This window comes from Roseixanthobacter glucoisosaccharinicivorans, from assembly GCF_043195095.2.
Classification (GTDB): domain Bacteria; phylum Pseudomonadota; class Alphaproteobacteria; order Rhizobiales; family Xanthobacteraceae; genus NCEH01.
The window spans coordinates 4,854,895-4,870,206 of sequence record NZ_CM195538.1; the positions used below are offsets into that span (position 1 = coordinate 4,854,895).

Annotated in this window: 15 protein-coding genes; 8 read left to right on the forward strand and 7 right to left on the reverse strand. The window is 66.0% G+C overall.

Annotated features, from left to right (window positions below; genetic code table 11):
- Positions 1-23: 23 nt before the first annotated feature.
- The 3 genes from V5F78_RS22305 to V5F78_RS22315 form a co-directional block, all read right to left on the reverse strand.
- A complete protein-coding gene (locus V5F78_RS22305) occupies positions 24-1,481 on the reverse strand; it encodes an FAD-binding oxidoreductase (protein WP_394069919.1) in 1,458 nt (485 codons plus the stop codon).
- Between the two features lie 66 nt (positions 1,482-1,547).
- On the reverse strand, positions 1,548-2,105 hold the full coding sequence (locus V5F78_RS22310) for an LmrA/YxaF family transcription factor (protein ID WP_394069918.1): 558 nt from the start codon (positions 2,103-2,105) through the stop codon (positions 1,548-1,550).
- Positions 2,105-2,584: a nuclear transport factor 2 family protein gene (locus tag V5F78_RS22315; RefSeq protein ID WP_394069916.1), complete on the reverse strand. Its 480-nt coding sequence runs from the start codon at positions 2,582-2,584 to the stop codon at positions 2,105-2,107. The genes V5F78_RS22310 and V5F78_RS22315 overlap by 1 nt, the downstream gene beginning before the upstream one ends.
- Positions 2,585-2,759: 175 nt before the next feature.
- Here V5F78_RS22315 and V5F78_RS22320 point away from each other — a divergent pair, with 175 nt between their 5' ends.
- Positions 2,760-3,218, forward strand: a complete 459-nt coding sequence (locus V5F78_RS22320; protein ID WP_394069914.1) for a MarR family winged helix-turn-helix transcriptional regulator — start codon at positions 2,760-2,762, stop codon at positions 3,216-3,218.
- A gap of 174 nt (positions 3,219-3,392) precedes the next feature.
- On the opposite strand, the gene V5F78_RS22325 is transcribed toward V5F78_RS22320, so the two are convergent.
- On the reverse strand, positions 3,393-5,795 hold the full coding sequence (locus V5F78_RS22325) for a thiamine pyrophosphate-binding protein (protein ID WP_394069912.1): 2,403 nt from the start codon (positions 5,793-5,795) through the stop codon (positions 3,393-3,395).
- A 152-nt stretch (positions 5,796-5,947) separates the two neighbouring features.
- On the opposite strand from V5F78_RS22325, the gene V5F78_RS22330 reads away from it, so the two are divergent.
- Both V5F78_RS22330 and V5F78_RS22335 read left to right on the forward strand, forming a co-directional pair.
- Complete coding sequence (locus tag V5F78_RS22330; protein ID WP_394069910.1) at positions 5,948-6,403, forward strand: Lrp/AsnC family transcriptional regulator; 456 nt, start codon at positions 5,948-5,950, stop codon at positions 6,401-6,403.
- Between the two features lie 16 nt (positions 6,404-6,419).
- On the forward strand, positions 6,420-7,208 hold the full coding sequence (locus V5F78_RS22335; protein ID WP_394069908.1) for a DUF72 domain-containing protein: 789 nt from the start codon (positions 6,420-6,422) through the stop codon (positions 7,206-7,208).
- Here the strand turns inward: V5F78_RS22335 and V5F78_RS22340 are convergent.
- Complete coding sequence (locus V5F78_RS22340) at positions 7,147-7,644, reverse strand: potassium channel family protein (RefSeq protein ID WP_394069906.1); 498 nt, start codon at positions 7,642-7,644, stop codon at positions 7,147-7,149. The two genes, V5F78_RS22335 and V5F78_RS22340, sit on opposite strands and share 62 nt — an antisense overlap.
- Positions 7,645-7,858: 214 nt before the next feature.
- Between V5F78_RS22340 and V5F78_RS22345 the strand changes: the two genes are divergently transcribed.
- From V5F78_RS22345 to ptsN, 4 genes are all read left to right on the forward strand, one after another.
- Positions 7,859-8,101, forward strand: coding sequence for a hypothetical protein (locus V5F78_RS22345; protein WP_394069905.1), 243 nt, complete (start codon positions 7,859-7,861; stop codon positions 8,099-8,101).
- Between the two features lie 128 nt (positions 8,102-8,229).
- The gene (typA, locus tag V5F78_RS22350) at positions 8,230-10,056 is read left to right on the forward strand and encodes a translational GTPase TypA (RefSeq protein WP_394069903.1); all 1,827 of its coding nucleotides are present in this window, start codon (positions 8,230-8,232) and stop codon (positions 10,054-10,056) included.
- Positions 10,057-10,426: 370 nt separating this feature from the next.
- The gene (hpf, locus tag V5F78_RS22355; RefSeq protein ID WP_394043098.1) at positions 10,427-11,023 is read left to right on the forward strand and encodes a ribosome hibernation-promoting factor, HPF/YfiA family; all 597 of its coding nucleotides are present in this window, start codon (positions 10,427-10,429) and stop codon (positions 11,021-11,023) included.
- A gap of 80 nt (positions 11,024-11,103) precedes the next feature.
- Positions 11,104-11,568: a PTS IIA-like nitrogen regulatory protein PtsN gene (ptsN, locus tag V5F78_RS22360; protein WP_394069902.1), complete on the forward strand. Its 465-nt coding sequence runs from the start codon at positions 11,104-11,106 to the stop codon at positions 11,566-11,568.
- Positions 11,569-11,825: 257 nt separating this feature from the next.
- On the opposite strand, the gene V5F78_RS22365 is transcribed toward ptsN, so the two are convergent.
- On the reverse strand, positions 11,826-12,095 hold the full coding sequence (locus V5F78_RS22365; RefSeq protein ID WP_394069900.1) for a BQ00720 family protein: 270 nt from the start codon (positions 12,093-12,095) through the stop codon (positions 11,826-11,828).
- Positions 12,096-12,143: 48 nt separating this feature from the next.
- A complete protein-coding gene (locus tag V5F78_RS22370) occupies positions 12,144-12,572 on the reverse strand; it encodes an Hsp20 family protein (RefSeq protein ID WP_348845448.1) in 429 nt (142 codons plus the stop codon).
- A gap of 325 nt (positions 12,573-12,897) precedes the next feature.
- Here V5F78_RS22370 and V5F78_RS22375 point away from each other — a divergent pair, with 325 nt between their 5' ends.
- The gene (locus V5F78_RS22375; RefSeq protein ID WP_394069898.1) at positions 12,898-15,288 is read left to right on the forward strand and encodes a mechanosensitive ion channel domain-containing protein; all 2,391 of its coding nucleotides are present in this window, start codon (positions 12,898-12,900) and stop codon (positions 15,286-15,288) included.
- Positions 15,289-15,312: the final 24 nt, after the last annotated feature.

Here is a 15,312-nt window from a genome sequence, read left to right on the forward strand (position 1 = left end):
GCGGCGGGGGGCGAAGGTCGGCTTCAGTTCGCGCCGGGCATCAGCACCTTGCCGGGGTTCAGCAGCCCGGCCGGGTCGAGCGCGCGCTTCACTGCAGCCATCATCTCCAGCGCCACCGGGTCCTTATAGAGGCGCAATTCCTCGCGCTTGAGCAGGCCGATGCCGTGCTCGGCCGAGATCGAGCCGCCCATCTGCGCGACGAGATCATGCACGAGGCGATTGAATGCCTCCCATTCGGCGATGAAGTCCGCCTTGTCCATGCCCACCGGCTGGCTCAGGTTGAAATGGATGTTGCCGTCGCCCATGTGGCCGAAGCCGCACACCCGCACGCCCGGCATATGCGCTTCGCACAGCCGGCTGGCCTCGGTGTAGAAATCCGGCACCTTCGACACCGGCACCGAGACATCGTGCTTGATGGAGCCGCCCTCGAACTTCTGCGCCTCGGGCAGGGTTTCGCGCAGCTTCCAGAGCGCTTGCGCCTGCGCCTCGCTCGCGGCGATCACGGCGTCCTCGATCTCGCCGGCCTCCATCGCCTGCTCCAGCACCCCTTCGGCGAGGGCGGGGAGATCGTCCACCAGCCGGGTGGAGGTGAGTTCCGCCAGCACGTAATAGGCGTGCCGCAGGCCGAGCGGGCGCACCGTGCCGGGAATATGCTTCAGCACGGTCTCGATGCAATAATCGGAGAGAAGCTCAAAGCCGGTGAGGCTGTCGCTGGCCACAGCGCGCATGCGGCGGAACAAAGCCAGCGCGGCGTCCACGCTCGGCAGACCGATGAAAACGGTGCAGCGCTGGCGCGGGCGCGGGAACAGGCGCAGGGTCGCGGCGGTGATGATGCCGAGCGTGCCCTCTGAGCCGATGAAAAGGTCGCGCAGATCGTAGCCGGTATTGTCCTTGCGCAGGCGCGAGAGGCCGTTCCACAGGCGCCCGTCGGGCAGCACCACTTCCAGGCCGAGGGTCAGCTCGCGCATGTTGCCATAGCGCAGCACCGCGACCCCGCCCGCATTGGTGGCGAGATTCCCGCCGATGCGGCAGGTGCCTTCCGACGCGATGGAGAGCGGAAACAGGCAGTCCGCCGCCCGCGCCGCCTCCTGCACCGCGTGGAGCGTGCAGCCGGCTTCCACCGTGGCGGTCAGGTCGGTGGGGTCGATGTCGCGGATGCGGTCGAGCCGGGTGAGGGAGATGAGCATTTCGCCGAACGGCGTCTGCCCGCCCACGACCCCGGTATTGCCGCCCTGCGCCACCAGCGGTAGGCCGGCCTCGGCGCATTGGGCGACGCAGAAGGCAACCTCTTCCGCCGTTCCCGGCCGCAGCACGGCGGGCGCCTCGCCCTGGAACAGGCCGCGCGTCTCCACCAGATAGGGCGCCGCCTCGGCCCCCGGCGGCACCACATAGCGCGCGCCGATGCGGGCGGCGATCCGCTCCAGGACGTCGGCGACGGCGGTGGCGGGGAGGTGGCGGAGGGGGGGCGCGATGCTCGACATGGCGGCACACTGGAACAGGCGCGCGATCCGGGCAAGAGCATTGCGGCTGCTTGCGCTGGGGCAGATCTACACCCCGAGGCGCGTCTTCAGCCGGGCGAGGGCGCGGGTGAAGACGGCGGTATCGTTCACCGCGCGGGAAAGCACCAGGGCACCCTGGATCGAGAGCACCGCGTCTTCCGAAAGATCCGCGGCGTCTTGCGGCGGGTGGCCGGCGCGCACCAATGCCTCGCGTAGGGCCTCGCGCCAGCGAACGAAATAATCCTGAACCGCGAAGGCGAAGCGCTCGCGGGTCTCGCCGAGCGCAAACACGCCGACCACGCACACGCGGTTGCCGGAGCGAAAATAGGCATCCGTGGAGGCGAGCATCCGCGCGATGGCGGCGCCGGCGTCCTCATCCTCGCGCAGGGGGCGATAGACCTCATTCTCGAACCAGCGGTCCACATGGGCGAGCACGGCATTCGCCATCTCCTCCTTCCCGCTGGGGAAGAAATGATAGAGGCTGCCTTTGCCGAGCCCGGTGCGGGCCTGGATGATGGCCAGGCTCGCGCCCTCGAAGCCGTGTTCGCGAAACACTTCTCCGAGGGCGGGCAGCACATCTTCACGCTCGTGGACAATCTTCGCCATTACAGTCCAAGTTCGGTGAGGCCGGGATAATCCGCCGGGCGGGGACCCTGCGGCCACAGGAATTTGCGCTCGGAAGCGGCGATCTTCACATCATTGATGCTGGCCTGTCGCCACCGCATGAGGCCGTTCGCGTCGAACTCCCAATTCTCATTGCCATAGGCGCGATACCATTGGTCGGTGGCGTCGCGCCACTCGTATTGGAAGCGCACGGCGATGCGGTTCTCGTGGAACGCCCACAATTCCTTGATTAGCCGGTAGTCCTGCTCCTTCTGCCACTTGCGGGTGAGGAACTCGACGATCGAGGGCCGGCCGGTGAAGAATTCGGAGCGGTTCCGCCACACGCTGTCGGGCGTATAGGCGAGCGAGACGCGCACCGGATCCTGGGAGTTCCAGGCATCCTCAGCGCCGCGCGCCTTCTTGGCGGCGGTCTCGAACGTGAAGGGCGGAAAGGGAGGACGGGGTTCGGGCGCGTCGGACATGAAAAGCTCCTGTACCGATTGGTATTTAATGTACTGATTGGTACAGACGGGGAAAAAGCTTGTCAAGCGATCAAAACTCAGCCGGCTGCGCATCGCTTGCCATTATATCGCGTGCGATTTAATGTGGAGTCTGGGGCGGTGCCTTAAGGGCGCGGGCGCCCTGCGAGGGCCGGTCATGGACCAAGATCAATTGAAGCTCGGCGACTTGCTATGCTTCGCCGTCTATTCCACGGGGCACGCGTTCAACCGTGTCTACAAGCCGATCCTGGATCGGCTGGGCATCACCTATCCGCAATATCTGGTTATGGTCGCGCTCTGGGAGCGGGATGGCCAGACAGTGGGCCAGATCGGCGAGAGCCTGTTTCTGGAATCCAGCACGCTGACGCCGCTGTTGAAGCGCCTGGAAGCCGCCGGCCATGTGCGGCGGGAACGCGACAGCCGCGATGAGCGGCAGGTGCGCATCCATCTCACCGCGCAGGGACGCGCGCTCCAGGCGCAGGCCAGGGATGTCCCCAGCTGCGTCTTCGCGGCGACCGGCAAGAGCATCGAGGACTTGATTCGCCTCCAGGCCGAAATCGTCGCCCTGCGCGCCGCCTTGGACCATTATGAGGGATCGTCGGCGGATCGAAACTGAGCCCGCGGCGCCCTTAGCTGAGGGCAGCGCTTGGACACCCCACCATCTGGCCCACGCCAACGCTTGGGCCAGATGGCGTGCAGCCAAAAGCCTTGGTGCCAAAAACCTTGGTGCCAAAGGGTTGGGCGCCAAGGGGTTTGCGGCCAAAGGGTCTGTGGCGCAGCCGAATGTCGTTCAGCCGAGGGCCTTGAGGTGGCGCAGCGGCCGGCCGGGCGCGACCGCCTGCGCCGCGGCGGCGATCGCCGCGCTGTCGATGCCGTGGGCCCGATAGAGATCGGCGATGGTGCCGGTCTGCCCGAAATGCTCCACGCCCAGTGTCCGCACCCGGTGGCCATGCACCGAGCCGAGCCAGCCCAGCGTTGCGGGATGGCCGTCCAGCACGGTCACCAGCCCGCAATGGCGCGGCAGGGGAGCGAGCAGGCGTTCCACGTGGCTCTGTGCGTGCACCAGGCCCCTTTCCCGCGCGCGGGCCGCCGCCGTCCAGGCCGCGTTCAGCCGGTCGGCGGAGGTGACGGCGAGCAGGCCCACATCGCGCCGGTCCTCGGCGATCAGGCCCACGGCCTCGATGGCTTCTGGCGTCACGGCACCTTGCACGGCGATCACCACGTCGCAATTGGGGCCGGGCTCGCGCAGCCAATAGGCACCGTCCACCATGTGGCGCTTCTGGGTTTCGGTGAGGGTGCGCTTCGGCTGCTCCAGCGGGCGGGTGGAGAGGCGGAAATAGACCGAGCCGCCGGTCTCGTCGCGCAGCCAGTTGCGCTCGTCGTCGGCGCCCGTGCCGTCGCGCTGCACATAGTCGAAGGCAAAGCCCATCAGCACCGCCAGCTCGTCCACGAAGCACGGCTCGAACGCCACCAGTCCGTCCTGCGCCATGCCGATCAGCGGCGTGGAGATCGACTGGTGGGCGCCGCCTTCCGGCGCCAGCGTCACGCCTGAAGGCGTGGCGACGAGGATGAAGCGAGCGTCCTGGTAGCAGGCATAGTTCAGCGCATCGAGCCCGCGGCAGATGAAGGGATCGTACAGCGTGCCGACCGGGATCAGCCGCGCGCCGAACAGCGAATGGGAAAGCCCGAGCGCGGAGAGCGCCAGGAACAGGTTCATCTCGGCGATGCCCAGTTCCAGATGCTGGCCCTTGGGCGAGAACTCCCAATTGAAGGTGGAGGGAATGCGCTCGCGCTTGAACACGTCGGAGAGTTCGCGCTCGGCGAACAGGCCGCGCCGGTTCACCCACGGGCCGAGATTGGTGGAGACCGTCACATCCGGCGAGGTGGTGACGATGCGCGCCGCCAGATCGCTGTCGCCGCGCGCCAGCTCCTGGAGGATCAGCCCGAAGCCCGCCTGGGTGGAGAGGGTGGGATTGGGCGGGGTCGCGAGCGCCGGCACCGGCAGCGCGGGCGCGGTGAAGCGGCGCGTGCCTTCCTTTGCGAACGGGACCTTCTTCAGGAAGGCGTCGAGCACCGCGGGCGGCGTCGCGAGCCCCTCGAACAGGTCCCACTCATGCCCGGCGCGGATCTTCATGGCGCCGCGCAGCACATCCATCTGGGCGGTGGTCATGAGGCCGGCATGATTGTCCTTGTGCCCCGCGAGCGGCAGGCCGAAGCCCTTCACCGTGTAGCAGAGGAAGCAGACCGGCTTGTCGTGGTCGATGCTCTCGAACGCGGAGATGATGCTCGGCAAATCGTGGCCGCCGAGATTGGTCATCAGGGCGGAAAGCTCGGCATCCGAGCGGCGCGCGATGAGGGCGGAAACCTCGCCCTGGTCGCCGAGATCGTCCATCAGCCGCTTGCGCCAGGAGGCGCCGCCCTGGAAGGTGAGGGCGGAATATTCCGAATTCGGGCAGGTGTCGATCCAGGCCTTGAGCGCCGCGCCGCCGGGCTCGGCGAAGGCGGCCTGCTGCAGCGAGCCGTACTTCAGGATCACCACCTGCCAGCCCATGGCCTCAAAGATGCCGACGAAGCGTTCGTACAGCCCTTCGCGCACCACGGCATCCAGGCTCTGGCGGTTGTAATCCACCACCCACCAGGTGTTGCGCACGTCGTGCTTCCAGCCCTCCAGCAGGGCTTCGAAGACATTGCCCTCGTCCAGTTCCGCATCGCCGACCAAAGCGATCATGCGGCCTTCCGGACGTTCCGGCGCAAAGCCGTGGGCGCGCACATAATCCTGCGCGATGGAGGCGAACAGCGTCTGCGCCACGCCGAGGCCGACAGAGCCGGTGGAGAAATCCACGTCGTCGACGTCCTTGGTGCGGGAGGGGTAGGATTGCGCGCCCTTGAACGCGCGAAAGGCTTCCAGCTTCTCGCGGGTCTGGTGGCCCAGCAGATATTGGATGGCGTGGAACACCGGGCTCGCGTGCGGCTTCACCGCGACGCGGTCCTGCGGCCGCAGCACGCGGAAATAGAGCGCCGTGAGGATGGTGGCGAGCGAGGCGGAGGACGCCTGGTGGCCGCCCACCTTCAGCCCGTCTTCGCTCGGCCGCAGGTGGTTGGCGTTGTGGATGGTCCAGCTGGCGAGCCAGAGCACCTTGCGCTCCAGCTCGGCCAGGATGGCGAGGTCTGTCGCGTCGCGGGCCTGGGTCATGGCATCATCTCCTCGGGCCGCCGCACCGGCGGAGCCAGGACTTAAGAGTATCCCGCGATCAGCGGTGAAAATCGCCTATTTGAGGCTCGCGTGGGGCCGCGTTTAGCGTATTCTGCCGGTTTAATGCCTTCCCACGCACGAAACATGCGCTTATGGACCTGCTCGATCGCAAGATCCTTTCCGCCCTCCAGGAAGACGGGCGCATCACCATCGCCGAACTTGCGGCGCGGGTGGGGCTGTCGCCCTCGCCGTGCCTGCGGCGCGTGCGGCATCTGGAGGACGAGGGGCTGATCACGCGCTATGTGGCGGTGCTGGACCAGCGCGCCGTCGGCCTGCCGGTGAGCGTGTTCGTCTCGATCAAGCTGGAGCGCCAGCGCGAGGATGCGCTCGACGCGTTCGCCGCCGCCATCCGCCATTGGCCGGAGGTGCTGGAATGCTATCTCATGACCGGCCAGCGCGATTACCTTTTACGGGTGGTGGTGGCCGATCTGGAATCCTATGAACGCTTTCTGAAGCAGAAGCTCACCCGGGTCGAAGGCATCGCCTCCATCGAATCGTCCTTCGCCCTGGAACAGGTGAAGTATTCCAACGTCCTGCCATTGGTGTGAAGAGAAGGAACGCGTCATGGCCATTCGCGTCGGCATCGGGGGATGGACGTTCGAACCCTGGCGGGGCACGTTTTTCCCCGAGGGGCTCAAGCAAGCCAAGGAACTGGAGTTCGCCAGCCGGGCCGTCACCTCGATCGAGATCAACGGCACCTTCTATCGCGGGCAGACGGCGAAGACGTACAAGAGCTGGGCGGACCAGGTGCCGGAGGGCTTCGTCTTCGCGCTGAAGGCGACGCGTTTTTGCACCCATCGGCGCATCCTGGCGGAGGCGGGCGAGAGCGTCGCGCGCTTCGTCGAGGGCGGCATCGCCGAGATGGGCGAGAAGCTCGGTCCCATCAATTGGCAGTTCGCGCCCACGAAAGTCTTCGACCCCGATGATTTCGGTGCGTTCCTCGCCCTGCTTCCGGAAAGCGTCGACGGGGTGAAGCTGCGCCATGCGGTGGAAGTGCGCCACGAGAGCTTCTGCACGGCGGATTTCATTGCACTGGCGACCAAGCACAAGGTGGCGATCATCTATGCCGACAAGCCGGGCTATCCGGCCATTCCCGACATCACCGCCGATTTCGTCTATGCGCGCCTCCAGGATGCGCGCGAGGAGGTCGAGACCGGCTATGAGCCGAAAGCCCTCGACCATTGGGCGGCACGCGCCAAGAGCTGGGCGGAGGGCAAGGTGCCCAAGGATCTGAAGGCTTTGGCCGCTAAGGCGCCCGCCAAGGGCGCGCGCGATGTCTTCGTCTACATGATCAATGGGGCGAAGGTGCGTGCGCCGGCGGCGGCGCAGGCTTTGCTGGAGCGTGTGGGCTGACCGGGTCCTTCAGGAAACCCAGCATGTCGGTGATGCGGGTGAGCACGGCGAACAGGATCGCCGTGGACCAGCCGAACATCAGCATGCCGTTGGCCGCCGTCACCGGGCCGAGCAGCCGCCATTCCGGCGTCGGCAGGATGTCGCCATAGCCGAGTGTGGTGAAGTTTACGAATGCCAGATAATAAGCATCGCGGCCGTCCTTGACCGCGCCCAGAAGGTCATAGGCGATCGCCCACACGCCCACCTGGATGAGATGCGTGGCGGTGAGCAAGGTGCCGGTGAGCACCATGCCCACCTGCAGGATCAAATAGCGCCGCTTCAGGCTGCGCCCGTGCGCCAGGCGCCGCATGGAGGTGATCAGCGCCACGCTCGCGAGCGCCTGAAGCGCGACATTCACCAGGCTGATGAACACGCCGATTAAAAGTTCACCTGGCATTGCCGCGCCCGCTGCCGCCGGGCCGCGCCGGCCCAATTGGCTTTCTCATTGGCCGCAACCGCAAGCGGGCGCAAGGGGGCGCAAGAGGGCGCAAAGGGGAGGGCGGAACCCGGATGCCGGCGGAGCGTTTCTCCCTGTGGGGAGAACAGGCAGGCGGGGCCGAAAGAATGGCCGCAGGCGCGCAGCGCTTTCGGGCAAGCTTTGGAGGCACATAATGAGCGCATCGACGCACGCCACGGAAAAGCCCGTGAAACTGCAATACTGGTCCAGTTCCCATTCGGTGAACGCACCCGATCGCTGGCCGGAACCCTATGGCTTCGAAACCGTGGAGGATGCGGTCGCTTTCGCGGCCACCCAGGCACCGGCGAACCGGGAATTGGCTTGGCTGCGCAAGCCCGACGGCACGGTGATGACCCCGGAACAGATCCTGCGCGCGTTCCAGCTGCGCCAGGGCTGAGGCCGCGCCGGAGACACCCTTCGCCACGCCCTGGATTGCTTTAGCCGGGCGCATGTGTATTTTGCACCGCGAAATTCGCGGGAGCGGGTCCGAGGTATCGGGCCCGCGTTTTGGTGTTTGAGAATCTTATGAAGCTGCGCAACATCGCCATCATCGCCCACGTCGACCACGGCAAGACGACGCTGGTGGACAAGCTGCTCCAGCAATCCGGTTCGTTCCGAGACAACCAGCGCGTCGCCGAACGCGTCATGGATTCCAACGATCTGGAAAAAGAGCGTGGCATCACGATCCTGGCCAAGGCCACCTCGGTGGTCTGGAAGGACATTCGCATCAACATCGTCGACACCCCGGGCCACGCCGATTTCGGCGGCGAGGTGGAGCGCATCCTCTCGATGGTGGACGGCGCCATCGTGCTGGTGGATGCCGCCGAAGGCCCCATGCCGCAGACCAAGTTCGTGGTCGGCAAGGCGCTGAAGATCGGCCTTCGCCCGATCGTCGCCATCAACAAGGTAGACCGGCCGGACGGTCGTCCGCAGGAAGTCATCAACGAGGTGTTCGACCTGTTCGCGGCGCTCGACGCCAATGACGACCAGCTCGACTTCCCGATTCTCTACGGTTCCGGCCGCGACGGCTGGATGGCCCATTCGCCGGAAGGCCCCAAGGACCAGGGCCTCGCACCGCTGTTCGACCTCGTCGTGAAGCATGTGCCGGCCGCCCATGTGGACGACGCGCCGTTCCGCATGCTGGGCACGCTGCTGGAAGCCAATCCGTTCCTCGGCCGCATCATCACCGGGCGCATTTCCTCCGGCACCGTGAAGCCGAACCAGTCCATCAAGGTCATCGACCGCGAAGGCAATCTGGTTGAAACCGGCCGCGTCTCGAAGATCCTCGCGTTCCGCGGCATCGAGCGCCAGCCCATCGAGCAGGGCGAGGCGGGCGACATCGTCTCCATCGCCGGCCTGGTGAAGGGCTCGGTGGCCGACACCTTCTGCGATCCCTCGGTGGAAACGCCCATCCAGGCGCAGCCGATCGATCCGCCGACCGTCACCATGTCCTTCATCGTCAATGATTCGCCGCTGGCGGGTACCGAAGGCGACAAGGTGACGAGCCGCATGATCCGCGACCGCCTGTTCAAGGAGGCCGAGGGCAACGTCACGCTGAAGATCGAGGAATCGGCCGACAAGGATTCGTTCTTCGTCTCCGGCCGCGGCGAACTGCAACTCGCCATTCTGATCGAAACCATGCGCCGCGAGGGCTTCGAGCTGGCCGTGTCGCGTCCGCGCGTCGTGTTCCACCAGGGGCCGAACGGCGAGACGCTCGAGCCGGTGGAAGAAGTCGTCATCGACGTGGACGAGGAATATTCCGGCACCGTGGTGCAGAAGATGTCCGAGCGCCGCGCTGAGATGATCGAGATGCGGCCCTCGGGCGGCAATCGCCAGCGCCTGGTCTTCCATGCGCCCACGCGCGGCCTGATCGGCTATCAGTCGGAACTGCTCACCGACACGCGCGGCACCGCCATCATGAACCGCCTGTTCAAGGCCTATGAGCCCCATAAGGGCGAGATCCCGAGCCGAATCAACGGCGTCCTGATCTCCAACGAAGCGGGCGAGGCGGTGGCCTATGCCTTGTGGAACCTGGAAGATCGTGGCCCAATGATCATCGAGCCGGGCTGGAAGGTCTATCAAGGCATGCTGGTCGGCATCCACAACCGGGACAACGACCTGGAAGTGAACGTGCTGAAGGGCAAGAAGCTCACCAACATCCGCACCACCTCTAAGGATGAGGCGGTGCGCCTGACCCCGCCGATCCGCATGACGCTGGAGCGTTCGCTGGCCTGGATCCAGGACGACGAACTGGTGGAAGTCACCCCGAAGTCGATCCGCCTGCGCAAGCGCTGGCTCGATCCGAACGAGCGCAAGCGCAACGAGCGCAAGTCCGAGACCGCCATCGCCTGATTGCACGCGCTCCGGCGTCGTTTCGACACCCTCGGCAGTCCCTGCCGGGGGTGTTTTGCTGTTCGGGCCAGCGACTCGGTGCGCCGCCGCCGGCCCCTGCGCTCCACCGGCCTCGATCCGAAGGCGGCAAATAGCTGTGGGCGCAGACGCTTCGGTGCAAGCGCCAAAACAGGTTGGCGGGCGAGGGTTTGCGCCAGCCGGGCGTGAAGCGGGACCGGAATCCGTGTTTCTCTGGGGAACCTGCAAGGCAATGCGCAGCGTTGACAGTTGGCTAAAGCGCTCCTACCACTGTTAAGCCGGCCGGTTTGCAAGAACAGAGACAAGGTGTGGAGAAACGCTTCGCCTCTCGTCTCAAAGAGGATCAAATCGCATGGCTCTACGTGTCTCGGGTAAGAATATCGACATCGGAGAGGCCCTCCGGACCCGCTTGTCGGACCGGATTTCCGAGGTGATCGGGAAATATTTCGACGGCGGCTGGTCCGGCCATGTCACCGTTGCCCGCGATGGGTCCGGATATCGCTCCGAGTGCATGCTGCACCTCGATTCCGGCGTCAATCTTCAGGCCCACGGAAACGCGCATGACGCGAATTCCTGCGCCGATGCCGCCGTCGACAAGGTGGAGAAGCGGCTGCGCCGCTACAAGCAGCGCCTCAAGGACAAGCACGGGCACGGCAATGGCGATCTCAAGGGCGAGGATATGAGCGCCCAGAGCTACGTGCTGTCCACTCCCGACATTGAGACCGACGAGGAAATCGAGGGCTGGAGCCCCACCGTCGTCGCCGAGCAGGTCACCAAGCTGCGCAGCCTTTCGGTGCGCGATGCGGTGGTTGAGCTTGAGATCACCGGGGCATCCGTGGTTGTCTTTCGACATGCCAACCACGGGCGGATGAGTGTGGTCTACCGCAGGCCGGACGGTCATGTGGGCTGGATCGATCCCTCGGCCTTCGCCCTTGAGGAAACCCATTGACCGGCACCTGGGCTTGGGAATAGCGTCCCCCGCGTTCTCGGAGCCCACCCCGGCCGCCAGTCGCCAGGGATTTTCAACCTATGCCTCTCGCCGATCTTCTCGCCCCCGATGCGGTTTTCCCGTCCTTGAGGGCGAGCAGCAAGAAGCAGGCTCTCCAGGAGCTTGCCCAGCATGCCGCGGTTCTTAGCAATCGCGATGCCCGGGAGATATTCGAGACGCTGCTGCAACGCGAGCGTCTCGGATCCACCGGCGTCGGCAGCGGCATTGCCATTCCGCACGGGAAGCTGCCGAAGCTGGACAAGCTGTTCGGCGCCTTCGCGCGCCTGGAAAAGCCGATCGACTTCGAGGCCCTGGACGGCGAGCCGGTGGATCTGGTGTTCCTGCTCCTGGCGCCGGAAGCGGCAGGGGCGGACCATCTGAAAGCCCTGGCCCGGGTCGCGCGCATGCTGCGGGATCCGGATATCGCTGAAAAGCTGCGGGCGTCACGCGATGCCCGCTCGATCCACACGCTGCTCACCGCCGCATCGGCATCCGACGCGGCCTGAGGGTTCTCTTTCAATCTCTGGAAACGTAGGGGCCGGAAGCGGCGCCTTGTGCCGTGTCGCGCCTGCGGATCAAATCCGATTGCGCATGGGATACGGCCAGCGGGCCGTTTGTCGCGAACGGGCTTCCTGTCGCGGCGGCCGTGAACCCCTATTCCCTGCGCGTGGCGATGAATACGGCAGCCGCCGCGCGTGTCCTGCTGAGAGCTGGAGCCCGCCCCGCGAGCGGCCGCGCCAGCGGGGCGCGGCGCGCTATGGGGTCAATGCACCGAAACCGTGACCAGTTCATGCTCGCTGGCATTCGCGAGCGCCGCTTCGCGGCTGTCGGTCAGCATGATCGGCGTGCCGTCGGCCGCGTGCAGGGTGAACAGGGTCAGCCCCGGTGCGATCTGCGGCGCCTGCGGGAACAGGCGCGGCACGTCTTCCGACCGGATGGTGCGCAAATAGGCGATCTCGCCGCCGCCCAGGCCCGCGAGGGCTTCCGGGCTGAGGGGCATGACGCTCGTGTCTGTGATGCTCTTCTCAATCATTTTCTCAACCTCTCCATTCCGCAACGCCGACCTTTCCCTTCCGTTCCTTCACGGTCGGGCGACGATGTCGATGCGCTTGGCCTGCCGGGTCGGTTCCGGGCGGACGAGATCGATGGACAGAAGTCCGTTGCGCAATTCGGCGCCGAGTACATTCATGCCCTCGGCCAGAACGAACGTGCGCTGGAACTGGCGGGCCGCGATCCCCCGATGCAGGTAGATCCGGTCTTCCCCATCCTCGACCTGGCGGCCGCGAATGGTCAGTTCCTTCTCCTCGAGGGTGACGTCGAGCTGTTCGACGGTAAACCCCGCGACGGCGAGCGTGATACGCAGCCGCAGCGGCGCGCCGGTGGACGAATCGATCCTCTCCACATTGTAGGGAGGATAACCCTCGGCCCCCTTGGTCACCCGATCGAGCACCCGCTCGACCTCGTCGAAACCCAGAAGGAAGGGGTTCGACAATGAAGAGATCCGCGACATAAGCCAAAGTCCTCATCAAGCGACTTTGCGGTTCGGATGCGGCCCGGTCCGGGCCACATCCACCGGGACCCCATAAGGCACCCCGACGCCTTCCCATATGGTGGCGTTCCAGGCATGCCGCAAGATGTCGGGCCACACCGGGCGCCGAGCCCGGTCGCATCGCCGCGCCGCGCGTCCGCAGGCTGGCTTCACTCGGGTTTTTCGACCGCTTGCGGAACCAGCCGGCCACCGATGCGTTGGGGCCTTCAGCCTGTTTCCGTTTTGCAGCGGATGCCTGCGCGCGCGGTGCCGTTCGCCCGCTTCACGCTAAGCACAGGAACTGCCGATGAATTTTGCGCGCAACGGCGCGATGCGCTGCGTTCCGCTGATTGTTGTCTTGCTCGTGTGCGCCATGGTTGGGACATCGCTTCCCGCCGGCGCCCAAATCCTCCCCGTAACGCCCGGCTCCACGTCCGCCTCCCCGGCGCAGCCCGCGCCTGCCTCGGGCGCCGCGCTCACCGGCAGCGAGCGGCAAGATGCCGAGCGGCTGCTGCGCACCTTGTCCGATCCCACGGAACGCGACCAGTTTCTCTCCAATCTGCGGGGCCTGCTGCGTGCGGTCCCGTCCGCGCCGGCCGAGCAAGGTGAGGATGCGGTTCGCTCCGACTGGCTGTCCCAGGCGACCCAGTCCCTGGCCTCCCTCTCCACCGGCGTTTTGTCCGCCATCGGCGAGATGGAGCAGATTCCCGAACAACTGAGCTATGTGGCCGAGACGCTCACGGACCCCTTCACGGTGCAGCGTCTGGCCTGGACGGTGGTGACCGTGCTCGGCGTCCTCGCGGGCGCGCTGCTGGCGGAATGGATGACCATCCGCCTGCTGGCGGCGCCGCGACGGGCCGTGGAAGCACGACAATCCCGATCGTGGCTGGTGCGCGCGCTGCTGCTGGTGGTGCGGACGATTCTTGATGTGCTGCCGATTGCGGCGTTCGCCTTGGTGGCCTTTGGCATTCTGGGCTTCGCGGAGGTGGGCTTCGTGGTGCGCCTGGCGGTGGTGAGCGTGCTCCATGCGAATGTGATGGCGCGGCTCATCAATGCCGCCGGACGCGCGGTTCTGGCGCCGCGCACGCCTGCGCTGCGCCTTGTCGCTTTGGATGACGAGGGGGCCACCTATGCCTATCTTTGGTGGCGCCGGTTCACCACGGTCGCGGTCTATGGGTATTTCCTTGTCCGCACGGGCTGGATTCTCGGCCTGTCGCAGAGCGCCTTCGGGTTCTTCAGCGACCTGCTGGGCTTGCTGATCGCCGGAATGGCCATCGTGTTCGTGCTTCAGGTGCGTGCGCCGGTGGCGCGCGTCCTGCGCGGATCGCGCGAGGACACCACAAGTTTCCGCCGCCTGCGCCGCCATTTTGCCGACTTCTGGCATCTTCTGGCGATCGCTTACGTGGCGGCGATTTACGCCGTGTGGGTGCTGGAGATTCCCGGCGGCTTTGCCTATCTCGCCCGCGCCAGCATGCTGTCCGTGCTCGTGGTCGTCGTGGCCCGGCTGGTGTATCTCGGCCTTGGCCGGGTGCTCGGCACCATATTCAGGCTTTCGGTGGAGACGCGCCTTCAGTTTCCCTTGCTGGAGGCGCGCGCCAATCGCTATCTGCCATTCCTGCGCCGGGTGGGGCAGGTGCTGCTTGCGCTGCTCGTCGCGCTCGTCCTGCTGGAGATCTGGGGCGGCGCGCCGTTCGAATGGCTGGGTTCGCTGCGCGGCCAGGCGGTGCTTGGGCGGCTGGTGTCCATCTCCATCGTGATGCTGGCCGGCCTCGTGGTGTGGGAATTGGGCAGCGTGTTCGCCGAGCGGCTGGCGACCCGCCGTCCCGCCTCGACCCGGCTGAAGACCCTGCTGCCATTCCTGCAGAATGCCCTGCGGATCGTCCTGCTCACCCTCGTCGGGCTGATCATCCTATCGGAGATCGGCGTGAACATCGCCCCGCTCCTGGCCGGCGCCGGCGTGCTGGGCCTGGCGGTCGGCTTCGGCGCGCAGACCCTGGTGAAGGACGTGATCACCGGCGTGTTCATCCTGATGGAGGACACCATCTCGGTGGGGGATGTGGTGGAATTAGGCACGCATGGGGGGCTGGTGGAGAAAATTACCATCCGCACCCTGCATCTGCGCGATTTCGACGGGAATGTGCATTCCATGCCGTTCAGCGAAGTGCAGACGGTGAAAAATATGTCGAAGCAATTCGCCTATGCCGTCGTCGACGTGCGCGTGGCCTATCGCGAGAGCATCGACGAAGCCCTCGGCGTGATGGCCGAGGTTGCCCAGGACATGGCGACCTCGGGACCCCTGGCGGAAAGCATCGTCGCGCCGTTCGAGGTGGTCGGGGTGGAAGCGCTGGAAGATTCGGGCGTGTGGCTGCGCGGGCGGTTCAAGACCCGCCCACTCGGCCAATGGAACGTCCGGCGCGAGTTCTACCGCCGCATCAAGGGTGCGTTCGATGCCCGCGGGATCGAGATCCCGTTCCCGCACACCACGCTCTATATGGGCGTCGACAAGAAGGGCAACGCGCCCGCGCTGCATGTGGCGCAAGGGGAGGTGGAGCCCACGCGCCCGGCCCCCGCCGCCAAGCGCCGCGCTGCGCTGGAGGAAGCGCGGACGCCCGGGCCGATCATCGAGGAGCATCCCGGCGCAAAGGAGCGCCAGGAAGAGGACGCGCTGTTGCCGGTGCTGGAGGAAAACCCCCGCTGAGACCGCGTCCCCGGCTTCGAAACG